The following is a 21577-nucleotide window of genomic DNA, read 5'->3' as shown; positions in this document are numbered from 1 at the left end:
CCAAGCGCCTCAAACGTCACGCAAGGCCAAGAGCCTCAGACATCCCACCGGGAGGCCGGGATCCGGCCGGACGGGAGCGATCTGGCGGCGGTTCACCATGCCAGGAACGTGTTGTGGAGCGTGCGGGGGAACGCGGCGTTCCTGGCGGCGCAGGGGCGGGGTGAGGCGGAGGTGGGCGCGTACCTGTCCCGGTGGGCGCGTACCTGTCCCGGTGGGCGCTCCACGGCGACGGTGAGATCGCGTCTGCGCTGGGGCTGCTCAAGCCGTCGGCGATGGGACCGTACATCTTCGGATATTTCCATGGATGGGAGCTGCTGCGCCCCTGGGCGGACGGCCCCGGGCGGGTGCGGCGGCTGCTCACCGAGCAGCTACTGCCCGCCGACATCACCCTCCAGCGCGCGCCGCGCGATCAGCTGCTCGATGCCGTCGAGCAGCAGGTCGAGGCCGAAGCGGAAGTCGTCGTCGTCCACCCAGCCCGCGGCGCCGCGCAGGGCGCCGGAGCGCACGGCGGCCGACAGCGCCGGGTAGGTCTCGGGGTCGAGCACACCGGCCAGCACCTCGCCGTAGTCGGCCGCCCCCTCGATCCCGCTCTCGCCCAGCTCGGGGAACCCCGTGGCCGCCGCGTGCGTGAGGGCCGCGTCGGTCAGCACGTAGCCGGCCAGGGCGCTGGCCACGTTGATCTTCTCGCCATCCTCAAGGCCGGTGCCGGCGAGCACCGCCAGCGCCCGGTCCAGCCAGAGCAGCCGCCGTGGGCCCAGGGGCGGGGCGAACCGGGTGATCGACAGCAGCCAGGAGTGCTCCAGCACGAGGTCCCGCTGGGCCTTGGTCCACAGGGCGAGGTAGTCGCGCCAGTGCATGCCCTCCGGCTCGGGCGGCGCCGGGGCCACGCTGTCGGCCATGGAGGTGAGCAGGTCCTCCTTGCTGCCCACGTACCGGTACAGCGCCGTCGCCGCCACCCCCACCCGCGAGGCCACGCCGGCCATCGAGACCCCGGCCAGCCCGTCGGCGTCGGCGATCTCGATGGCGGCGGCGGTGATCGTGGCCAGATCCAGCCGGGGCCGCGGCCCCCTTCGCGGCACCGGTTCACGACCCCACATCCGGCGCAGCATGGGGGGCAGGTCCGGCTCCATCTCTTGACTCACTCCTAGGATTCTGCATTACCTTAAAACTATGAACGTCATACACAGTAGGGCATTCACAGATGCCATTCTCGCCCGGGGGCTCACCAAGTCCTTCGGCGACACGCGGGTGCTGGCCGGGATCGACCTGACCGTGCCCACGGGGTCGCTGGTGGCGCTGCTCGGGCCCAACGGGTCGGGGAAGACGACGGCCGTACGCATCCTGACCACGCTGCTCGCGCCGGACGGCGGCACCGCGACGGTGGGCGGTCACGACGTGCGGCGGGAGGGCGTGGCGGTGCGCCGCGCCATCGGGCTGACCTCGCAGCAGGCCACCGTGGACGATCTGCTGACCGGGCGGGAGAACCTGGAGTTGTTCGCCGGGCTCTGCCATCTGGGCTCACGCCGGGCCAGGCAGCGGGCCGGGGAGCTCCTTGAGCGCTTCTCCCTCGCCGACGCCGCGGGCCGCCGGGCCGGCACATACTCCGGGGGCATGCGCCGGCGCCTGGACCTGGCGGCGAGCATGGTGTCGGCGCCGCCGATCCTGTTCCTCGACGAGCCCACGACCGGGCTCGATCCGCGCAGCCGTGCCGAGTTGTGGTCGGTGATCCGCGAGTTGCTCGGCTCCGGCACCACCATCCTGCTCACCACGCAGTATCTGGAGGAGGCCGACCACCTCGCCGACCGCGTCGTGGTGATCAACGGCGGGCGCGTCGTGGCCGACGACTCCCCCGCCGCGCTGAAACGCCAGGTCGGCGCCGAACGTCTGGCACTGCGGCCGGTCCGGGCCGCCGACCTGCCCCGGGCGGGGGCGCTGCTGGCCGGAGCCCACCTCGACGCCGAGGCCGGGGAGGTCACGCTGGCCGTACAGGATCCCGACCACCTGCGGCGCACGCTGGAGTCGCTGCACGCGGCCGGCATCCCCGTCGAGCACGTCGAGCTGCGCACCCCGACCCTGGACGACGTCTTCTTCGAGCTCACGGCGGCCGCGGCATGAGCGTCCCGCTCACCGCGGCCGGCGACCTGCGCCGCCTGGTCGTCCGCGACCTGCGCCGCGAGCTGCGCGTCCTGGACGGCCTGATCGTGAACACGGCCCTGCCCGTGATGATCATGATCCTCTTCGTGTACGTGTTCGGCGGCGCGATCACGACCGGCTCCAGCGGGCTCGACTACATCGACTTCGTGGTGCCCGCCGTGCTGCTCATGTCCGGCGGGTACGGCGCCGCGCTCACCGCCGTGACCATCTCCGACGACATGACCGGCGGCATGATCGACCGCTTCCGCACCCTGCCCATCAGCGGCTGGGTGGTCCCCGCCGGGCACGTCGTGGCCTCGGTGATCCGCAACGTGGTCTCGTGCGCGATCGCGCTGGCCGCCGCGCTCCTGCTCGGCTTCCGCCCGGACGCCACGCTCGCCGACTGGGCGCTGGTGCTGGCCCTGGTGGCCGGGTACGTGCTGGCGATGTCCGTGCTGGCGGCGGTCTGGGGGCTGCTGGTCAGGTCCTCGCAGGCGGCGGGGGCGTTCAGCTTCGTGGTGCTCTTCCTGCCGTACGTGTCGGACGGCATCGTGCCGGCCGAGACCATGCCGGGCGTGCTGCGCGACTTCGCCTACAACCAGCCGTCCACGCCGATCATCGAGACGATGCGGGCCCTGCTGCTCGACCTGCCCATGGGCTCGTCCGGGGCGGTGGCGGCGGCGTGGCTCGCGGGCACGGTCGTGCTCGGCCTCCCGGTCGCGGCCCTGCTGTTCCGCCGCAGGACCGCTTCAGGCGGCTAACAGGAGGGTCAGGCCGCCGACCGTGTAGCAGATCATCAGCACGAACAGCGGGATCTGGCCCGCGACCGCGCGGGCGGGCGGCAGCAGGCGGACCGAACGGTCGTGGGCGGCCACCACGCCCGCGACGTGCCCGATCACGATGGCCAGCACCTGCACGGTGGCGATCACGGCCGGGGCGACGGCGTTCTGGTCCGCCTTGACGTCCAGGCCCAGCGCCAGGGCGATCGTGTACCGGCCCTCGATGGCCAGCAGCGAGAAGTAGTGCGCGACCAGGTAACCGACGGCGATCGGCAGCAGGGAGTGGGCGAAGCGGGCGGCCAGCCCTCTCGTGCCGCCGATCAGGCCGGCCATGCCGATGCAGGCGGTGTACAGGGCGGCCACGCCGGCCATGGCCGCCAGCAGGCCCAGCGTGCCCAGCCCGGTGCGGCCGAGCGGGCCGGACTGCAGGGCGTCCACCCAGGCCGGGGCCGAGGAGAAGCCGTCGTAGCCGGTACCGCCGAGCAGCACGCAGACCGTGGCCACCAGGCCGGGGGCCGGTTCGATGGCGTCGAGGCCGTCGAACGGGTTCCGCAGCACGCGCCTGCCGTCCGCCCGCCTGCCGAGCGGAGACAGGTGGCCGATCAGGGTCGAGTACACCTCGAACGGGTCGGCCCGCTCCAGCCAGGCGTGGCCGTGGACGAGGGTGCCGGCGAGCTGCGCGGCGGCGTACAGGGAGAGGAAGATCAGCAGGGTCGGCGGCGTGGCGGGGTCGGGGGCGACCAGCTCCATCCAGGTGAACGCGAGCAGGCCCGCGGCGGCCGGCCAATACCCGAGCCGCCCCGGGTACGGGCGGCGCGGCCTGTCCGGCAGCAGCCGGAACGGGTTCAGCGACCGCCACACCGGCCCGAACAACAACGACGCCGGGACCAGGCCCACCCAGAAGAGCACATACACCAGGTACGGGCCCGCGTTCCCCTCTGCTGGGCCGATCGCCAGCCAGCCGATCGTGTAGGCGGCGGCCAGGAGGGCCAGGATGCGGGCGGGGCGGGGCGGCAGGCGTACCGCGATCAGGCGGCCCGCCCGGTCGCCGCGGAAACGTGAGTCGGCCCAGAGGAGGCCGAGGGCCAGGAACGAGACGACCAGGGCGGCGAAGGCGCCGGCGTAGGCGTAGAAGAGCGGGATCGGCAGATCCGACCGCGCCCCGACGCCATGCGCGAGCACTCCCGCCGTCCCCGGGCCGCTCACGTGCGCGAGCATGCCTGTCGCGCTCGAAGCGGTCACGTCGGTGAGGGCGTCCGTCGCTCCCGAAGCGCTCATAGGATGCTCGCCGTCATCGGACCGCCAGCTGGGTCAGGACGAGTTTGCTCCCGTGCGTCTCCACCTCGAACACCCCGGTCAGGTCCGCCGTGAACCGCAGGGTCGCGGGCACCCCCGGCCGGAGTTCGGCCGTGAGGTCGTATCCGTGGACGTGCACCTCGTCCGCCGCATCGCTGGTGACGGTGATGGTGACCGGCCGGCCCTTGCCCACCTCCAGCCACCCGGGGGGCGGGCTGACCCGGCCGCCCGCGATCGTGATCTCCGCGTTCGCCCGCCCGCTCGGCGCCCCCGTCGCCACCTGATGGCTGTTCCCCGGATTCCGATGGGTCTCCGACAACGGCCCGCACCCGGTCAGCAGCACACACGCCAGCACCACGCACGAACCACGCCGGCGCGGGCACCCTCTCACGCGGGGACCTCGGCCTCGGCGGTCCGCTCCACCTCGGCCCGCCCGCGTCTGGGCGCCAGCACCACGACCGCGCACAACACCCAGAACCCGGTCACCACCCCCCGAATCCATCCCGGCCCCAGTGGGATGACCGGAATCAGGTACACCAGCCGATCGAACGCGTCCACGCAGGCCAGCGCCCCCACCACGATCGTGAACCAGCCGAACACCGGCCGCCCGGCCCGCAGTGCCCACCCGAGGCACAACCACCACGCCCCCATGAGCAGCAGCGCCACCCCGGTCTGCATGGCACTGCTCGCGACCGCCGCCACGACGTCGAGCACCAGCCCGAGCGCCCCCGCCACCGTCCCGGCCACGATCAGCCGATGCCCGCCGCCGGCCCGCAGGCCGCCGTGTCGGCGGGCGTATCGGCGGGACCGCCACCAGAACAGGCCCGCCAGCAGCCCCAGCACCAACGACCCGCCCAGCGCGAGCTGAGCCTCCACCTTCGCCGGCCCCGACGCCCCGAACCAGTCGCACCCGGCGGGCAGCCGGGCCTCGGAGGCGCTGAAGTCGGCGCACAGATACAGCTTGGTGAGCTTGACCGGCTCGGCCAGCACGCGGCTGGCGCCGCCGGACAACGCGGGCGCCGCCGCCGCGCAGACCGGCAGCACGACGGGCGTGGACGCCCCCGTGTCCCCCTGCCAGCAGTTGCCCGTGCCCTGCCCGTCCCACCACACGTCCAGCCCGTTCGGCCGCCGCTCCCCCGACGGACCCACGCCGAACACGTTCCCCTCGTAGCGGTTGAAGTCGGAGGTGTCGGCCTGCCTGGCCAGGTCGTTCTCACCCCTGATGAACGCCGGCACGCCGAAGAGATGGAACGCCGCCCGCCGGTGCCCCCAGATCCGGTTGTTCGCGAAGACGTTGTAGTTGCCGCCCGCCACGATCACGCCGGTCCCGGGCGGCACGCCGACCTGCGAGCACACCACGCCCCGCTCGTACCCGCGCTCGGCCGTGGGCTTGGCGCAGGTGCCGTCGCGGGTGTACCGGTAGTAGTCGCGGTTGTTGTCGTAGATCTTGTTGTTCTCGAACTTGGCGTGGTTCTGCGGCAGGCCGGGGTGGGAGGGCCAGAGGCTGTCCATCGTGGCGCCGACCATGTTGTCGTAGAACTCGTTGTCGTGCACCCAGAGCGAGTCGCCCGCGGTGCCCGAGTAGCCGAGCGCGTTGTCGTGGCTCTTGCAGCGGCGGATCTCGATGGCGTACCGGGGGACGGTGTGGCCCTTGCCCTCGTTCAGGTTGGAGGCGCTGCCGGGGTAGAGGCCGCCGTCGCCGTTGCCGTACGCCTCGCAGTCGGTGTACAGGCCGTGGTCGCTGGCGAAGGTGAGGAAGCCGTACTCGTCGTTCCAGCGCGTCAGTACGTGGTCGATGACGAAGCCGTCGGTCTCCAGGACGTACACGGAGTTGAACGTGGTGCGCTGCGCGGTGAGGTTCCTGAAGTAGACGCCGTCGGTCCGGTCGGCGCGGATGGCGTTGAGCTTGCGGTACTCGGCGTCGATCACGACGTCCAGCGGCCCTGCGCCGGTGCCTTCGATCTGGAGGTCCTGCTTGCCGAGGATGGCGACGAGGTTCTGGTTGTGCGGGCACTGGAGTTGCTGTTCGTAGCTGAGGATCTGGTAGCCCCAGGTCGACCAGCGGGCGGGGAGTTGGGCGCAGTCGCCGGTGGGGGCGGTCTGGCTGGGTTCCTCCCGGTAGAGTCCGGGCAGGATGGCGATCGTCATTCCGGGCCGATCAACCCGATCAACGGCCTCCTGTACGTGTCGCGCCCCTTGTCGCTGACATTTCGCGAAAAGGTCGAGGTTGCGGGCTTTGAGCCCAGCCGGAAAATTCGCGATTCGACGCTCGAAGTCGGCTTTGTCGGTCTTACACACCAGCAGATCGGGCTCGCCCATCCGCAGGACAGGCACCGTACCCGTGCCGTCAGGAAGCGTGACCGGCCGCTCCTCGTGCGCCAGGGCGGCACCGCCGGGTAACAGCAGCCCGGTCGCGAGCATGACGACGATCGCGATTTTTCGTATGGGGGGCATGGCCGCGAGACTAGAACAAGGCTCACGTTCTGCCTAGACGATGATCGTACAGATATGAATGGACCCCACGGAGGCGGCCATCCGTGCGCCTCCGCAGGGTACCCAGGATGCTAACCACCCACGCCTACATTCGATCTCAAGACGTCGCGAACCCGTACCGACAACGCCCATCACAGACCCTTCCCCAAACGAACGGGCCCGTCAGGGAGAGCCCGTCACCGTCAGGGGGCCCGTCACCGTCAGGGGCCAGACACCGTCAGGGGGCCAGTCCGGCCAGGACCGCGTCCACGACACGTTGGGCCAGGTCAGCCGGGAGCTCTCCGGCGGGTCCCCACTTGGTGTGCCAGAGCATGGCACCGGAGATCAACGCCTGGCTCATGTCGACGTCCAGATCGGGCCTGAGCTCGCCGGTGGCGATGCCGCGCTCGATCACCGCGCGCATCGCTTCCCTTCGAGGCTCGACGGCACGCTTGATGAAGCGCTCCATCAGCCGGGGATAGCGGTCGGCCTCGCTCATCGCGATGTTCATCACGCACCGGCCACGGGGCTCGCCCGTCTCCTTGCGCATCGCGTCGACCAGGCTGATCAAATCGTCCCGAACGGACGTGCCGGTCAGGGTCGGCAAGGGCGCCTTGAGCGTGGCGAGGGCGTCGACGACCAGGTCCTCCTTGTTGGACCAGCGCCGGTAGATCGTCGTCTTGCCGACGCCAGCCCTCGACGCGATCGCCTCGATGGTCAGCTCGGACACTCCCATGCCCTCGCCGATCAGGTCGAGGGTCGCCTCGATGATCGCCTTCTCGGCCTTCTCGCTGCGCGGGCGGCCCGCCGGGCGGGCAGTCCCTGTTTCCTGGATCGACATCGCGGCCTCACCATACATGTCCAGCGCAGACGCGCTGTGTTTCCGGGCTGGGAGGCAGCGCGTGTTCACGCCCGCCCCCTCCATATTGTCCCCGTAACGATCGGTACGTCTCCATCGCCATGCCCTTTACCCACCCGAGCCGTCTCATCCATCACACCCGGCCCAGTCGTCGCGTCCCTTTCCCCGCCGAACCACCATCCCCCTCGCTCCACCGAACCACCGCCAGGCCACCCGGCTGAGCTATTGCCCCGGCCGAGTCGCCACGCCGGTCACCCGGCCGAGCCGTCACGTCGCCTTCGTTCGCCCGGTCGAGTCGCCCTCCAGGCCACCCGACCGAGCCCTCATCGTCGTTCTCCCGGTCGAGTCGCCGGGATGGTTCACCCGGCCGAACCGCCGTGGTCGTTCCCCGGCCGGGTAGCCACCGTCTTGTCCCACCTGGCGGAGTCACCCTCCTGCCCTCACCCAGCGGAGGACGACATCGCCGGTTCCTTGTGCTCAGCGTGCTTGGCCGGGCGCGCCTTCCCGGGCATCCACACGGCCACCACGGCGATGCCGAGCAGCCCGATCACCGCCGACACCAGCGCTGTGACGTGCATGCCGTCGATGAAGGCGTTGAACGCCGGCTGCACCAGCGCCTGCCCCTTGGCACCCAGCTCCTGTACGACGCCCATGGTCGCCATGATCGACTCACCGGCCGCGTGCTGCGCGCCGGCGGGCAGTTCGGCCAGCGCGGGCGCGATCTCGCCGCGATAGCTGGACGACAGCACCGATCCGAGTACGGCCACACCGAGCGCGCCGGACACCTGCCGGATGGTGTTGCTCATGGCCGAGCCGACACCGGCCTTCTCCCTGGGCAGCGACTCCATGATGGCGGTGGTCGCGGGCGGCATGATGTTGGCCATCGCGGCGCCCTGGACGAAGAAGATGACTTCGATCAGCACGATGGGCGTGTTCTGGTCCAGGAGCGCGTAGCTGCCCAGCGCCATCGTCACCACGATCATGCTGACGGTGGCCGACAGCTTGGCGCCGAACCGCTCGTTCACCCGCTGGCTGAGCGGCGCGAAGATGAGCTGCGCCGCCGCGAACGGGATCATCAGCGCGCCCGCCTGGATCGGCGTGAACCCCAGCACGATCTGCAGGTAGAAGGTCAGGAAGAACATCCCGCCCATCATCGCGAAGAAGACGATGCCCATCATGCCGATGGCCGAGCTGAAGCGTACGTTGGCGAAACTGCGCACGTCGAAGACCGGGTGGTCGATGCGCCGCTCCCACCACACGAACCCGGCCAGCACCGCCAGCCCGAACAACGTCGGCACCAGCACCTCCGCGCTGGCCACGGTGGCCAGTTCGCCGCCGCGGATGATGCCGTACACGATGGCCACCAGACCGATGATCGACAGCACCACGCCGACGGGGTCCAGCCTGGACGGCTTCGGGTCGCGCGACTCGGGCACGATGGTGGAGATGAGGATCATGCTGATCACCACGATCGGCACGTTGACCAGGAAGACCGAGCCCCACCAGAAGTGCTCGATCAGCAGTCCGCCCGTGATCGGCCCGATCGCCACCGCGAGCCCCACACCACCGGCCCACACGCCGATGGCCTTTCCTCGCTCACCAGGCGGGAAGACATTCGAGATGATCGCCAGCGTCGCCGGCATGATCGCCGCGCCACCGATCCCCATCGCGGCCCTGGCCAGGATCAGCTGCATCGGATCCTGGGCATAGGCGCTGGCGAGCGAGGCCAGTCCGAACAGCGCCATGCCGATGAACAACATGCGCTTTCGCCCGGTCCGGTCGCCGATCACACCGAACGTGAACAGCAACCCGGCGAACACGAGCGTGTAGGAGTTGATCGCCCATTCCAGCTCGCTCTGGGTGGCCCCCAACCCGACCGTCTCGTCCGCGATGGTCTTCATCGCCACGTTGAGGATCGTGTTGTCGAGCACGACCGCCAGCAGACTGAACACCAGTACGCCGAGGATCCCCCAGCGGCGTGGATGTCCTGTGTTCGGGTCCATGAAAACTTTCCTTAATTTCGATACGTCTAAGTTTCGCAACGTCACCGTATCGCAAGTCATTCCGATACGCAACGGTCCCGTTTCGTAAACCCCAGGTAAACTCTCCCCCTCCCCCACCCAACAAGCAGGGTGAGACCCATAACCCCAGCTCAGACCCCCTTCACCAGACCCACCACACCAACCGCGCCCCCCAACGCGGTGACCCACAACACAACGACCGCGGTCCAGCGGCAGCCGCTCTTGTGGAACGGCCCCGTCCGCGAATGACCTGCAAGGCGACGTGACTTTCATCGCAGACCGATGACCGGCCCTCGCCCCAGACCGGTGCGGCCCTGAGCCGGTGCGGCCCTGAGCCGGGTACGCCCTAACCCTGTGTGGCAGTGAGCCGGTGCGGCCCTGAGACAGGTGCGGCCCCTGAGCCCGCGTGCCCTGAGCCCGCGTGCCCTGATGCCGAGTGCGGCCCCTGAGCCGGCGCTGCCCTGAGCCGGTGTGCCCCTGAGCCGGTGTGCCCCCTCGTTGCAAGCAAGCACGTGGCCCAGCGCAAGCCCATGGCCTTCGCCCTCTGGGCTCAAGCCTCCGGCCTCCAGGTTTCAACGTACGGAACCCTTGCATCGAGGGCGGAGCCCCGATCTCAGGAGGCGTTCGCGCACCGGGAAAGCCCCCGCTCATTCCCGGGCAGGTGCGGTCACCGCTGGTCCGGCCGTTGTCACGGCTGGGCCGATCTTGAACGGCGCCAACTCCGAGGCCACCGGCCGGCGGCGCCAGAACGGGAGGGCGACCAGGACCATGGCCACCCCGACCAGCCCTGCCACCACGAACGCCCACTCCGGCCCGCTCCCGTCGATGACGGCGCCCGCGATAGGAGCCGACACCGCGCCGCCGACCAGGAGCGCCGTGCTCTGGAGGCCCATCGCCTCGCCCCGGGCCCCGCTGGGCACCCAGCGGCTGAGCACGTCGCCGGTGGACGACAGGGACGGTGCGCAGAGCAGCCCGGCGGGCAGGAGGGCCAGGACCAGCCAGTGCCAGCTACCCCCGACCAGGCCGACCGGAATCGTCAGCAGGCCCATGGCGGCGATCAGGGCCAGGGGTGACGCGCCCCGGGACAGGCCGCCGTACACGAAAGCACCGATCAGGGAGAAGACGCACCAGATGGCGACCGCGAGCCCGACCCATACGGTCTGGCCGGCGTGGTTCATGGTGGCGACCAGGGCCAGCTCGCTCGCGGTGAGCACGAACGTGGCCGCGGCCACCGTGCCGAGCAGCGCCACGAACGCCGGGGTGAACCACTGACGCCTGGGCACCCGCGGCGCCTGCTCCTCGACCTCCTCGACCGAGCGGGTGGGCGGGTTGAGCAGGATCAGGGCCACGCCGGCCACCGACATGCCGACTCCGATGATCGTCATCGTGACGCCGCTGCTGAGCGTGGTGATGCCCGCCACGGCGAGCGCGGGACCCGCCATGTACGACAACTCGACCAGCATCGAGTCGAGCGCGAACCCGCTGCGCCGCTGATCGACGGGGACCATGGCGGCCAGACACTGCCTGGTCACGCTGAAGACCGGCAGCGCCAGCAGTCCCGCCACCGCCGCCGCCACGACCAGGACCGGGAACGGTAACGCCCATGCGCACGCCCAGAACGCCGCCGTCGCCACCGTGGTGACGATGAGCACGGGTCGCAGGCCGTGCTTGTCGACTAACCTTCCCGACAGCGGAGAGCCGATCGCCATGCCGATCGTGCTGGCCATCGCGATGATCCCGGCCTTGCCGTATCCGAGCTTCATCACCTCGGCCACGTGCAGGGTCAGCGCCATGCCGGTGGCCGTGTTCGGCACTCTGGCCAGCAGCCCCACCAACAGCAGGGTGGGGATGCCCGGGATCTTGAGCAGTCGTCGGTACGGGTCGAGAGCCATGATTTTTCGTTACCTCCGCGGGTGATTCTGGCAAGAGGTACCGACAGTTTCGCCACTGGTTTTCGAGCGTGGAGGCCCGCAGGCCTCCCCGCCGCGTGACAGCCCGCAAACCTCCCGGCCGCGTGACGGCTCACGCCTCTCGACGGCCCGTGCCAGCCCACGCCTATCCAGGCGGTTTGCCAGCCTGCGCCTCTCCACGCGGCGTGAGAGACCGCGAGTCGTCGTATGCGGCGCGGACCCCAGCTCGGCGCGGACCGCAGCTCAGCGCGGACCGCAGCTCGGCGCGGACCGCAGCTCGGCATGGGCCGCAGGTCGGCATGGGCCGCAGGTCGGCATGGGCCGCAGGTCGGCATGGGCCGCAGATTTCAGTACATGACACGCCGTAGGTCTCTGTGCGTGATAAGTCATGCATTTCGTACGACATAGTGCGCGTGACATCATCGAAAGGAGTCCGGGGACGCCACTGGGGCGCCTCGAGACGTTTTCTGGAGGGTTACCACATGTCCTCTTCAACCACCCTGTACGGCGGCACGTCCGGACGCCGGGTCACCGTCCGCGACCTCACCGCCGCCAAAGAGCGCGGAGAGCGGTGGCCGATGGTCACCGCCTACGACGCGATGACGGCCAAGGTGTTCGACGCCGCGGGCATCCCGGTCCTGCTGGTGGGCGACTCGGCGGCCATGGTCGTCTACGGCTACGACTCCACATTGCCCGTCACGGTCGACGATCTCCTGCCTCTGACGGCGGCCGTCGTACGCGGTTCTTCGCGTGCCCTGGTGGTCGCCGACCTGCCGTTCGGGTCGTACCAGGCCTCTCCGCAGCAGGCGCTGGAGTCGGCAGTGCGTTTCATGAAGGAGGCGGGCGCCCACGCGGTCAAGCTGGAGGGCGGTCGCCGGGTGTTGCCGCAGGTCGAGGCGCTGGTCGCGGCGGGCGTGCCGGTCATGGCGCACCTAGGGCTGACGCCGCAGTCGGTGAACGTCATGGGCGGCTACCGCGTGCAGGGGCGCGGGCAGGCCGGTGACGAGCTCATGTCGGACGCCAAGGACCTGGAGCGGGCCGGGGCGTTCTCGGTGGTGCTGGAGTGCGTACCGGCGGATCTGGCGCAGCGGGTGACGACGTCGCTGGCCATCCCGACGATCGGCATCGGGGCCGGGGCGGCGACGGACGCGCAGGTGCTGGTGTGGCAGGACCTGATGGGGCTCACGCCGCGCCCGGCCAAGTTCGTCAAGCAGTACGCGGATCTGGCCAGCGAGATGGATCGCGCCGTACGGGCCTTCGCCGATGACGTGACATCCGGGGCGTTCCCGGCGCCGGAGCACACCTACAGCTAACCGAGCAGCTAGTCGGGCAGCTGATCGGGCGCGCGGGGGCCGCCCGTCCGCCACCACACCTCAGGCGGACGGGCGGCCCCCGAAGGCCCGGGGCGCCGGACCGAAACTCCACGCCAGCCGGGCTCACGGCGCCGCTACAGCCAGCTCAAAGGCGCCAGGTCAGCCGGACCTCAAGTGCCAGGTCAAGGCGCCGGGTCAGCCAGCTCGAAGTGCCAGATCAGGCGGGCTCAAGATGCCAGGTCAAGGGGCCGGTATCAGCCGGGGCAAGGCGCGGGCACCAGCCGACGCTCAAGATGCAGACGCCAGCGGACGCTCAAGTGCGGGCACCAGCCGACGCTCAAAGTGCAGGCGCCAGCCGGTGACCAGGGACCGGGCGCCAGCCGACGCTCAAGGCGCGGGCGCCAGCCGACGCTCAAGGTGCCAGGGCCAGCCGGCGCTCAAGATGCCAGGTCAGCCGGTGACCAAGGTGGCGGGGTCGGTGTTCGAGCCACAAACCACCACAACCACCCGCTCCCCCACCTCCGGCCGAAGAACACCCGACAACACCGCCGCGTACGCGGCCGCGCCCGCGTACTCAGCCGCCACCCGATACCGAGCCCAGAGCTCACGCCGAGCGTCCACGATCGCCTCGTCCGTCACCAGCACACTCTCCACCCGGGGCCCGGACAGGATCCCGAAGGCCAGCCCGCCGAGCTTGGTGGCGCCCAGCGCATCGGCCCCCACCCCGCTGACCTCCACCGGCACCGGCTCGCCCGCCTGGAGCGCCGCCCGCAACGTCGGGATCCGCTCGGGTTCGACGGCCACGATGCGCGGGCCGACGGCGCCCACGGCGATGCCCGCCGCGAACCCACCCCCGCCGACGGCCGCCACCACGGTGTCCACCTCGCCGATCTGCTCCATGAGCTCCAGCCCGGTGGTCCCCTGCCCGGCGATCACCTCGGCCTGGTCGTAGGCGTGCACGGGCAGGGCCCCGGTCTCGGCGCCCCGCTTGGCGGCGGCCTCGGCGGCCTCGGAGTAGATGGCGCCGGTCTGCGTGATGTCCGCCCCCAGGGCCTTCAGTCCGGCCACCTTCACGGGACTGGTCACCTCGGGCACGAAGATCTCGGCCCGCACGCCCAGCGCCCGCGCCGCGTAGGCCACCGCCAGCCCGTGGTTGCCCCCACTGGCGGCGATCACCCCGCTGCCGGGCAGCTCACCGGCGGACAACATGCGGTTGAACGCCCCGCGTACCTTGAAGGACCCCGAGTGCTGCAGCAGCTCCAGCTTCAGCCACAACCCGGGCGAGACCTCCATGACGGGCGTGCGCAGCACGTGCCCGGCTATCCTCTCGGCGGCCGCCCTGACCTCTTCGTTCGTCACAGCACTCATGATGTGAGGCTATGCCAGCGCCTGGGCCAGGTCGGCCCACAGGTCGTCGGGGTGCTCGATGCCGACCGCGACGCGCACCGTGCCCTCGCCGATGCCGCTGCGCCGCAGCTCGTCGGGGCTGAGCGAGCGGTGGGAGGTGGTGGCGGGGTGCAGGACGAGCGTCTCGACGCCGCCGAGCGAGGGGGCGAGCAGCGCGAGGCGTACGGAGCTCATGAACTTCTCCCCCGCCGCCCGCCCGCCGGCCAGGTCGAACGAGAACACCCCGCCGAACCCGGACAGCAGCTTGCCCGCCAGCTCGTACGAGGGATGCGTGGCGAGCCCCGGCCAGTGCACGGCCGCGACGGCGGGGTGCTCGGCGAGCCGGGTGGCGAGGTGGCGGGCGTTGGAGCAGTGGCGTTCCATGCGCAGCGCCAGGGTCTGGAGCCCGCGCAGCGTGAGCCAGGCCGCGAACGGGTCGGCCGAGGCCCCCAGCTCGATCGCGAAGTGCCACACCCTCTTGTAGAGCGCCTCGTCGGCGAAGACCGCGATCCCGCCCACGACGTCGGTGTGCCCCGACAGGTACTTGGTGGTGGAGTGCAGCACGATGTCCGCCCCGTGCTCGAACGGCCGGCCCAGCATGGGCGTGGCGAACGTGTTGTCCACCACGGACAGGATCCCGAGCTCCCTGGCCACGGCGCACATTCCGGGCAGGTCGGCCACGAGCGTCATCGGGTTGCTGATGGTCTCCAGGTAGAGGAGCTTCGTCTCGGGCCGTACGGCGGCGCGCAGGGCGGCGGGGTCGTTCTCGGGCACGTGGGTGACGGTGATGCCGAACCGGCCGGTCAGCTCGTTGAGCATGGCGGCGGTTCCCCCGTACAGGGAGCTCTGGGCCACCAGGTGGTCGCCGGGCTTGAGCAGGCCGAGCAGCACGGTGTTGATGGCGCCCATGCCGGAGCCGGTGGCGATGGCGTTCGTGCCGCCCTCCAGCCCGGCCACGGCCAGTTCGAGCGAGCGCACGGTCGGGTTGGTGTAGCGCCCGTACACGTACGCCCCGTCGGGACGCCCCATCGACTCGGCCATCACGGCGGGGTCGTCGAAGACGAACCCGGAGGTCTGGTAGATGGGCATGGAGATCGGGCGGCTGCCCTCGACGGACGGCCGCGGCACGTGCACAGCGCGGGTTTCTGGCCGGAAATCGTTCATATGGTTAAGGATTCCCCTCAAAGAGGCCCGGCATCAGAGCCAATACCGCAGAATTGGTCCATGAATGGGACCAATCTCGACGACCTGGTCGATCTGCTGGGCCGGTGGGCGTCGGGCCGCGGGCCTCTCTACCTGCTGCTCGCGGCCCGGCTGCGGGCGCTGGTCGACGACGGCGTGCTGCCGCCCGGCGAGCCGCTGCCGCCCGACCGGGTGCTGGCCAGGCGGCTGGCGGTGGGGCGGGGCACCGTGGTGGCCGCGTACGACCTGCTCCAGCAGGAGGGCCGCGTCCTGCGGCGCCAGGGCAGCGGCACCAGGGTGGCCGCGCTCGACCTGCCCGCCACGAGGACGGCCGACGGCGTGCCCGCCAATCCGCTGCTGCAGCACATCCTGCACCCGCCGGACGGCGTGGCGCTCCTGACCTGCGCCGCCCCGCAGGACCCGCCGCCCGCGCTGTTCGAGGCGTACGCCGAGGCCGGGGAGCGGCTGACCGGCGTGCGCGAAATGGGCTACCAGCCGGCGGGGAACCGGGAGCTACGGGTGGCGCTGGCCGCGTACTACACGGGGCGGGGCGTGCCGACGGCGCCGGAGGAGATCATCGTGACGACGGGCGCCCAGCAGGCGCTCACGCTGCTCACCGGGCTGCTGGTGACGCCGGGGGACACGGTGATGACCGAGACCCCGACGTACCCGGGCTCGCTGGAGGTCTTCCGGCACGCGGCCGCGGTCGTCAGGCCCGCGGCGAGCATCGAGGACCTGCGCGAACGTCCCGCGCTGGCCTATTTCGTCCCCACGGCCCGCAACCCCGACGGCGCCATCATGGACAACCCGTCCCGCAGGCGGCTGGCCACGCTGGCAGTCGAGCACGACGTGCCGCTGATCGACGACGAGGTACGCGCCGAGTTGTGCTTCTCCGGCGAGACGCCGCCACCGCTGGCCCGGTACGCCAGGGGCGAGCAGGTGATCACGGTCGGCTCGCTGAGCAAGCTGATCTGGGGCGGGCTGCGGGTGGGCTGGATCCGCGCGGCGGCGCCGCTGGTCTCGCGGCTGGCCCGGCTGCGCGCGGTGCACGACCTCGGGGGCGAGATCTTCAGCCAGTACGCCGCCGTCGCGCTGCTGCGCCGCCTGGAGGAGATACGAGCCGAGCAGGTCCGCACGCTCCGCGCCCGGCACGACCACCTCTGCGCCGAACTCCGGGCCCGCCTGCCGTCCTGGACGTTCGAGCCCGCGCTCGGCGGCCAGACCATCTGGGTACGCGTCCCCCGCGGCGACGTCGACTCCTTCGCCCAGGTGGCGCTCAGACACGGGGTCGCGGTGCCGCCGGGCAGATCCTTCGACCCGCTCGGCGGGCACACCGACCGCATGCGGCTGCACTACCTCTTCCCCGAGGACGAGCTTTCGCGAGCGGTGAACAACCTGGCCCTGGCCTGGGCCTCCTACGACGGAGCGGGGCGCTCGGTCTCCCGCCACCCCCTCGTCGTCTGAAAGGGTGGGGTTCATGCAGACGACGTTCGTACTCGTGCACAGCCCCTCCGTCGGGCCCGCGACGTGGGCTCCCGTGGCCGAGTCGCTGGAGCGCCGGGGGCACTCCGCCGTCGTGCCCGACCTGACGGGTCTGACCGCGGGCGGGGCGCCTTACTGGCCGAGAGTGGTGGAGACGGTGCGGGCCGCCACGCCCGACACCCCTGTGGTGCTGATCGGGCACAGCAACGCCGGCTTCTTCCTGCCGGTGATCAAGGAGGGTCTGGGCGAGCGGGTGGTGGCCTGCGTGTTCGCCGACGCGCACATCCCGCCGAGTGAGGGGCTGGTCAAGACGGCCGAGGAGGGGTTCCTGCCGTTCCTGCACGATCTGGCGGGCCCTGAGGGGGTGCTCCCGCGCTGGACCGACTGGTGGGACGAGGAGGACGTGGTGGCCATGCTGCCCGATCCCGCCGTGCGGGTGCGCGTGGCGGCCGAGCAGCCGCGGTTGCCGCTCGACTACTACACGCAGCCGATTCCGGTGCCCGCCGGGTGGGACGAGGTCAGGTGCTCGTGCCTGTGGTTCGGGCGCCCGTACGACAAGGTCGCCGAGGAGGCGGCCCGCCGCGGCTGGCCGGTGACCCGGCTGCCCGGCCTGCACCTGCACCAGCTCGTCGATCCCGAGGGCGTCACCGACGCGCTGCTCAAGCTCTCCAGGAAGTCGTGAATTCCTCACTGTCGCCCGCGATCACGCACGGCGACAGTGGATCGCATGACAGCGATCGAAGTGAACGGGCTCCGCAAGAGCCATCAGGAATTCGAGGCGGTGAAGGGCATCTCGTTCGAGGTGCCCGAGGGGGAGATCTTCGCGCTGCTGGGCAGGAACGGCGCGGGCAAGACCACCACGATCGAGGTGCTGGCCGGCTTCCAGCGGGCCGACGGCGGCTCCGTGCGGGTGCTCGGCCTCGACCCCTGCGCCGAGCGCGCGGCCGTACGCCGGCGCACCGGCATCATGCTCCAGGAAGCCGGGTTCTTCCCTGAGCTGACGGTCGCCCAGACCGTCGACACCTGGCGCGACTTCACCGCCGCGCCCCGCCCGCGCGAGGAGGCGCTCGAACTGGCCGGGCTGACGGCCAGGTCTGGCACCCGTGTGCGCCAGCTCTCCGGCGGCGAGAAGCGCCGGCTCGACCTGGCGCTGGCCCTGCTGGGCCGCCCCGAGGTGTTGTTCCTGGACGAGCCGACCACCGGCATGGACCCGGAGGCCCGCGCCCGCACCTGGGACGTCGTGCGCGACCTGGCCGCGCGGGGCACCACGATCCTGCTGACCACGCACTACCTGGACGAGGCGCAGCGCCTGGCCACCTCGATGGCGATCATGGACGAGGGCCGGATCGTGGCCTCCGGCGGGATGATCGAGACGCTCGCGGCACGCAGGGGCCAGGTGGCCTTCCTGATGCCCGCCCACCTCGACCCCGGCGCTCTGCCGCTGCCGGTCACCCTGGAGAAGGGCCGCGCCGTGTGCCGCGCCGAGGACCCCGACCTGGCCGCGCAGACGCTGCTGACGTGGGCCGCCGAGCGCGGGCTGCGCCTGAACGACCTGGAGGTCCGCGCCGCCACCCTCGAAGACCTCTTTCTCGACCTCGCCAGGACCAAGGAGGACGCCCGATGAGTCTCACCGCCGCCTACCGTCTCGGCACCCGCCTGTTCTGGGGCGACAGGGCCATGCTGGTGGCCTCCGTGGTCACGCCGGTCGGCCTGGCCGTCGGGATGCCCGCGCTCATGCGCCACGTCACCTCCGACGGCGTCGCCAACGCCACCTCGATCTTCCAGAGCACGATCTCGCTGCTGCTGTCGATCACCGCGTTCATGAACATCGCCGTGGTCATGACCAACCGCCGCGACCAGCTCATACTCAAGCGGCTGCGCTCCACCCAGCTGACGGACGGCCAGATCCTGCTCGGTCAGATCGCCTCCACGGCCACCCAGACGCTGGCCATGATCGTGCTGTGCACGGTGGCCGTGCGGGTCGTGGCCGGCGTTCCCTGGCCGGCGAGCCCCCTGGCGTTCGCCGCCGTCTCGATCGCGGGCTCGGTCGTGCTGTCCCTGCTCGGGGTGGCCTACACGGCCGCGATCCCACGCGCGGAGCTGGCCGGCGCCTACACCACGCCCGCCTTCCTGGTGGCCGGGGTCTCGGCGGGGGCGATGGGCCCCATCCCGCTGCCGTCGTGGCTCCAGCAGGCCCTCGACCTGCTGCCCACCTCGGCCGTGGTCGACTCGATCAGGACCGGCGCTCTGGCCGTGCCGTTCGTGATCCTGGCAGTGTGGACCGTGGTCGGCCTCGTCGCGATCAGGCTGTGGTTCCGCTGGGAACCGCGCCGATCCTAGAGCCCGTCATAATCGTTGTCGTGGCTGCCTCCTCCGCCCGCGCCCGACGGCTCGCCGCCTGGCTCATCACGGCCGTAGCGTGCCTCTACACGGTGATCGCGCTCGTCTACTTCCTGCAAGGGGTGTTCTACGGCACGCTGGCCGTGCTGGTGTTCCTCGGCGTGGTCGCCACCCACTACGTCAACATGCGCGCCGGGCTGCGCGGCGCGCGGCCGCCCGCCTTCCCCCTGACGGTGGTGCTGCAGGCGGTGGTCACCTACCTGCCCGACGTCCTGTTGCCCGGCGGCATGTCGGCGCTGACCGCCCCGCTGCTGGCCGGGACGCTGCTGGTGTCGCTGCGGCTGCTCTGGGCCGGGCCGCTGGTCGGGCTGATGATCCTCTACGAGACCTCGGCGCTCTGGTGGGGCATCGAGGCGGCCTACGTGACCTTCTTCTACGCGGCCACCGTGCTCACGACGGGCGCCATGACCTACGCGCTGGTCCGGTTCGCCCGGGTGACGGCCGAACTGGAGGAGGCCAGAGCGGAGCTGATGGAGACCGCGGTGCTCAAGGAGCGGCTGCGGATCTCCCGCGACCTGCACGACGGCCTGGGCCGCAGCCTCACCGCGATCGCGCTCAAGGGCGACCTGGCCGGCCGCCTCATCGAGCGCGACCCGGGCTCGGCCCGTACGGAGATGGGCGAATTGGTGCAGGTGGCCAGGGACGCGGCCCAGGACGTACGCCAGGTGGCCAGGGGCTATCGGGCGATGTCGCTGGCGGGCGAGGTGGACCGGGCGGTGGCGCTGCTGGAGTCGTCGGGGGTGGGCGTCCAGGCGAACCTGGCGGACGTGCCGCTGCCGGGCCGCTCGGAGGAGGCGCTGGCCTGGGCCGTACGCGAGGGCGTCACCAACGTCCTGCGCCACAGCCGGGCCACGACCTGCACGATCACCACGTCGCTGCAGGGCGGGTCGATCCGGCTGGAGGTCGCCAACGACGGCGCCCTGGCCGAGCCGGGCGCGGCGGGGACCACAACGGGCGCGGGCCTCACGGGGCTGGCCGAGCGGGCCGCCCAGGCGGGCGGCTCCTGCGCCTCCGCCCTGACCGGCGAGGGCGGCTTCCTCCTCGCGGTGGAGGTGGCGGCGTGATCAGGGTGCTGCTCGCCGAGGACATGCACATGATCCGCGCCGCCCTCACCGCCCTGCTCCGCCTGGAGTCCGACATCGAGGTGGTCGCGGAGGTCACCCGCGGCGACGAGATCGTCCCGGAGGCCCTGCGGGTACGCCCCGACGTCGCCGTCCTGGACATCGACCTGCCCGTCGTGGACGGCATCACCGCCGCCGCCACGCTCCGCGAGCGGCTGCCGTCGTGCCGGATCCTGGTGCTCACGGCCATGGGCCAGCCCGGCCACGTCCGCAGGGCGCTGGCCACCGGCATCGAGGCGTTCCTGGTCAAGGACGCCCCCGGCGACCGGCTGGCGGAGTCGATCAGGCGTACCGCGGCAGGGCTGCGCGTCCTGGACGCCGAGCTGGTCTCCTCGGCCATGGAGTACGGCGAGAGCCCCCTGACGCCCAGGGAGGCCACCGTGCTCAGGGAGGCGGCCAGAGGCGCCTCCGCCGAGGAGATCGCCTCCCGCCTCCACCTGTCCCCCGGCACCGTGCGCAACTACCTGACCGGGGCGATCGCGAAGACGGGAGCGCGCAACAAGATCGACGCCATCCGGATCGCGGAGGACGTGGGCTGGTTGTAGGTCAGATGTCGGTGATCCGCAACCCGGCGTGCGCCTTGTAGCGGCGGTTGACGGAGATGAGGTTGGCGGTGAACGCCTCGACCTGGTGGGCGTTGCGCAACCGCCCCCCGTAGACGCCCCGGACTCCCGGGATGACCGCCGCCAGCGCCTGCACCGTCTCCGTGGCCTCGCGGTCGTCGCCCAGGACCAGCACGTCCAGGTCCACCTTGTCCACCGCCGGGTCCATCAGCACCACGGCCGACACGTGGTGGAAGGCCGCCACCACGCGGCTGTCCGGCAGCACGGCGGCGGCCTGCTGGGCGGCGCTGCCCTCTTCGACCGGCAGCGCGTAGGCGCCCTGCTTGTCGAACCCGAGCGGGTTGACGCAGTCCACCACGATCTTCCCGGCCAGCTCGCCGCGCAGGGACTCCAGCAGCGCCTTGTGCCCGTCGTACGGCACCGCCACGATCACGAGATCGGCCCGGGCTGCGACGGCGGCGTTCTCGTCGCCCGTCGCGCCCGCCCCGATGGTCTCGGCCGCCTCCTGTGCCCGCTGGGCGCTGCGCGAGCCGATGAACACCGGATGCCCGGCCAGCGCGAACCTCCGCGCCAGCCCTTTGCCCTGGTCACCGGTGCCGCCGAGGATGGCGATGGAAAGCCCCTTCACATCTGTCATATCCAGATCATGCCAGGCCCGTC

The 21577-nt window shown here is 71.3% G+C and carries 19 protein-coding genes; 9 read left to right on the top strand and 10 right to left on the bottom strand.

All coding sequences use genetic code 11. The features are described from left to right. Positions 1–368: 368 nt before the first annotated feature. Positions 369–1142: a TetR/AcrR family transcriptional regulator gene (locus ACFPZ3_RS22130; RefSeq protein WP_379516092.1), complete on the bottom strand. Its 774-nt coding sequence runs from the start codon at positions 1140–1142 to the stop codon at positions 369–371. A gap of 28 nt (positions 1143–1170) precedes the next feature. Between ACFPZ3_RS22130 and ACFPZ3_RS22125 the strand changes: the two genes are divergently transcribed. Next, positions 1171–2115: an ATP-binding cassette domain-containing protein gene (locus ACFPZ3_RS22125; RefSeq protein WP_379516091.1), complete on the top strand. Its 945-nt coding sequence runs from the start codon at positions 1171–1173 to the stop codon at positions 2113–2115. Beyond that, a complete protein-coding gene (locus ACFPZ3_RS22120) occupies positions 2112–2894 on the top strand; it encodes an ABC transporter permease (RefSeq protein ID WP_379516090.1) in 783 nt (260 codons plus the stop codon). Before ACFPZ3_RS22125 ends, ACFPZ3_RS22120 begins: the two co-directional genes overlap by 4 nt. On the opposite strand, the gene ACFPZ3_RS22115 is transcribed toward ACFPZ3_RS22120, so the two are convergent. The 6 genes from ACFPZ3_RS22115 to ACFPZ3_RS22090 form a co-directional block, all read right to left on the bottom strand. Continuing rightward, entirely contained in the window at positions 2883–4190 is a 1308-nt protein-coding gene (locus ACFPZ3_RS22115) for a hypothetical protein (RefSeq protein ID WP_379516089.1), read from the bottom strand. The genes ACFPZ3_RS22120 and ACFPZ3_RS22115 overlap by 12 nt on opposite strands. 13 nt (positions 4191–4203) lie before the next feature. Beyond that, positions 4204–4566, bottom strand: coding sequence for a cupredoxin domain-containing protein (locus ACFPZ3_RS22110; RefSeq protein WP_379516088.1), 363 nt, complete (start codon positions 4564–4566; stop codon positions 4204–4206). 29 nt (positions 4567–4595) lie between these two features. After that, the gene (locus tag ACFPZ3_RS22105; RefSeq protein ID WP_379516087.1) at positions 4596–6662 is read right to left on the bottom strand and encodes a right-handed parallel beta-helix repeat-containing protein; all 2067 of its coding nucleotides are present in this window, start codon (positions 6660–6662) and stop codon (positions 4596–4598) included. Positions 6663–6918: 256 nt separating this feature from the next. Beyond that, on the bottom strand, positions 6919–7521 hold the full coding sequence (locus ACFPZ3_RS22100; RefSeq protein WP_379516086.1) for a TetR/AcrR family transcriptional regulator: 603 nt from the start codon (positions 7519–7521) through the stop codon (positions 6919–6921). Positions 7522–7979: 458 nt separating this feature from the next. After that, complete coding sequence (locus tag ACFPZ3_RS22095) at positions 7980–9542, bottom strand: MFS transporter (RefSeq protein ID WP_379516085.1); 1563 nt, start codon at positions 9540–9542, stop codon at positions 7980–7982. Positions 9543–10207: 665 nt separating this feature from the next. Continuing rightward, on the bottom strand, positions 10208–11452 hold the full coding sequence (locus tag ACFPZ3_RS22090; protein WP_379516084.1) for an MFS transporter: 1245 nt from the start codon (positions 11450–11452) through the stop codon (positions 10208–10210). 500 nt (positions 11453–11952) lie between these two features. Here ACFPZ3_RS22090 and panB point away from each other — a divergent pair, with 500 nt between their 5' ends. Next, complete coding sequence (panB, locus tag ACFPZ3_RS22085) at positions 11953–12783, top strand: 3-methyl-2-oxobutanoate hydroxymethyltransferase (protein WP_379516083.1); 831 nt, start codon at positions 11953–11955, stop codon at positions 12781–12783. 450 nt (positions 12784–13233) lie between these two features. Here the strand turns inward: panB and ACFPZ3_RS22080 are convergent, their stop codons facing one another. Together ACFPZ3_RS22080 and ACFPZ3_RS22075 are read right to left on the bottom strand one after the other, a co-directional pair. Continuing rightward, positions 13234–14151, bottom strand: coding sequence for a serine/threonine dehydratase (locus tag ACFPZ3_RS22080; protein WP_379516082.1), 918 nt, complete (start codon positions 14149–14151; stop codon positions 13234–13236). Positions 14152–14160: 9 nt separating this feature from the next. After that, on the bottom strand, positions 14161–15333 hold the full coding sequence (locus ACFPZ3_RS22075; protein WP_379516081.1) for a trans-sulfuration enzyme family protein: 1173 nt from the start codon (positions 15331–15333) through the stop codon (positions 14161–14163). 60 nt (positions 15334–15393) lie between these two features. Here ACFPZ3_RS22075 and ACFPZ3_RS22070 point away from each other — a divergent pair, with 60 nt between their 5' ends. Genes ACFPZ3_RS22070 through ACFPZ3_RS22045 form a run of 6 tightly spaced genes read left to right on the top strand, consistent with a single transcriptional unit; the run spans position 15394 to position 20899 of the window. Continuing rightward, entirely contained in the window at positions 15394–16815 is a 1422-nt protein-coding gene (locus tag ACFPZ3_RS22070) for an aminotransferase-like domain-containing protein (protein ID WP_379516080.1), read from the top strand. 13 nt (positions 16816–16828) lie between these two features. Continuing rightward, the gene (locus tag ACFPZ3_RS22065; protein ID WP_379516079.1) at positions 16829–17515 is read left to right on the top strand and encodes an alpha/beta hydrolase; all 687 of its coding nucleotides are present in this window, start codon (positions 16829–16831) and stop codon (positions 17513–17515) included. Positions 17516–17560: 45 nt separating this feature from the next. Further along, positions 17561–18457 carry an ABC transporter ATP-binding protein gene (locus ACFPZ3_RS22060; RefSeq protein ID WP_379516078.1) on the top strand — a complete coding sequence of 299 codons (897 nt, stop codon included), beginning with the start codon at positions 17561–17563 and terminating at the stop codon, positions 18455–18457. After that, the gene (locus ACFPZ3_RS22055) at positions 18454–19173 is read left to right on the top strand and encodes an ABC transporter permease (RefSeq protein WP_379516077.1); all 720 of its coding nucleotides are present in this window, start codon (positions 18454–18456) and stop codon (positions 19171–19173) included. The genes ACFPZ3_RS22060 and ACFPZ3_RS22055 overlap by 4 nt, the downstream gene beginning before the upstream one ends. A gap of 20 nt (positions 19174–19193) precedes the next feature. Next, positions 19194–20297 carry a sensor histidine kinase gene (locus ACFPZ3_RS22050; protein WP_379516076.1) on the top strand — a complete coding sequence of 368 codons (1104 nt, stop codon included), beginning with the start codon at positions 19194–19196 and terminating at the stop codon, positions 20295–20297. Beyond that, on the top strand, positions 20294–20899 hold the full coding sequence (locus ACFPZ3_RS22045; protein WP_379516075.1) for a response regulator transcription factor: 606 nt from the start codon (positions 20294–20296) through the stop codon (positions 20897–20899). Before ACFPZ3_RS22050 ends, ACFPZ3_RS22045 begins: the two co-directional genes overlap by 4 nt. A gap of 1 nt (position 20900) precedes the next feature. Here the strand turns inward: ACFPZ3_RS22045 and npdG are convergent, their stop codons facing one another. Beyond that, positions 20901–21554, bottom strand: a complete 654-nt coding sequence (gene npdG, locus ACFPZ3_RS22040) for an NADPH-dependent F420 reductase (protein ID WP_379516074.1) — start codon at positions 21552–21554, stop codon at positions 20901–20903. Positions 21555–21577 lie beyond the last annotated feature (23 nt).

Source organism: Nonomuraea insulae (assembly GCF_042656245.1).
Note: the sequence above shows the minus strand (reverse complement) of the source record. Positions and strands in the feature narration are given on the sequence as shown.

Excerpts from the sequence above, each read along its gene's own strand:
- ACFPZ3_RS22090 (WP_379516084.1), bottom strand. The coding sequence starts at position 11,452 with ATGGCTCTCGACCCGTACCGACGACTGCTCAAGATCCCGGGCATCCCC.
- ACFPZ3_RS22125 (WP_379516091.1), top strand. The coding sequence starts at position 1,171 with ATGAACGTCATACACAGTAGGGCATTCACAGATGCCATTCTCGCCCGG.
- ACFPZ3_RS22080 (WP_379516082.1), bottom strand. The coding sequence starts at position 14,151 with ATGAGTGCTGTGACGAACGAAGAGGTCAGGGCGGCCGCCGAGAGGATA.
- ACFPZ3_RS22105 (WP_379516087.1), bottom strand. The coding sequence starts at position 6,662 with ATGCCCCCCATACGAAAAATCGCGATCGTCGTCATGCTCGCGACCGGG.
- ACFPZ3_RS22120 (WP_379516090.1), top strand. The coding sequence starts at position 2,112 with ATGAGCGTCCCGCTCACCGCGGCCGGCGACCTGCGCCGCCTGGTCGTC.
- ACFPZ3_RS22065 (WP_379516079.1), top strand. The coding sequence starts at position 16,829 with ATGCAGACGACGTTCGTACTCGTGCACAGCCCCTCCGTCGGGCCCGCG.
- ACFPZ3_RS22070 (WP_379516080.1), top strand. The coding sequence starts at position 15,394 with ATGAATGGGACCAATCTCGACGACCTGGTCGATCTGCTGGGCCGGTGG.
- ACFPZ3_RS22100 (WP_379516086.1), bottom strand. The coding sequence starts at position 7,521 with ATGTCGATCCAGGAAACAGGGACTGCCCGCCCGGCGGGCCGCCCGCGC.
- ACFPZ3_RS22115 (WP_379516089.1), bottom strand. The coding sequence starts at position 4,190 with ATGAGCGCTTCGGGAGCGACGGACGCCCTCACCGACGTGACCGCTTCG.
- panB (WP_379516083.1), top strand. The coding sequence starts at position 11,953 with ATGTCCTCTTCAACCACCCTGTACGGCGGCACGTCCGGACGCCGGGTC.
- npdG (WP_379516074.1), bottom strand. The coding sequence starts at position 21,554 with ATGACAGATGTGAAGGGGCTTTCCATCGCCATCCTCGGCGGCACCGGT.
- ACFPZ3_RS22075 (WP_379516081.1), bottom strand. The coding sequence starts at position 15,333 with ATGAACGATTTCCGGCCAGAAACCCGCGCTGTGCACGTGCCGCGGCCG.
- ACFPZ3_RS22060 (WP_379516078.1), top strand. The coding sequence starts at position 17,561 with ATGACAGCGATCGAAGTGAACGGGCTCCGCAAGAGCCATCAGGAATTC.
- ACFPZ3_RS22095 (WP_379516085.1), bottom strand. The coding sequence starts at position 9,542 with ATGGACCCGAACACAGGACATCCACGCCGCTGGGGGATCCTCGGCGTA.
- ACFPZ3_RS22055 (WP_379516077.1), top strand. The coding sequence starts at position 18,454 with ATGAGTCTCACCGCCGCCTACCGTCTCGGCACCCGCCTGTTCTGGGGC.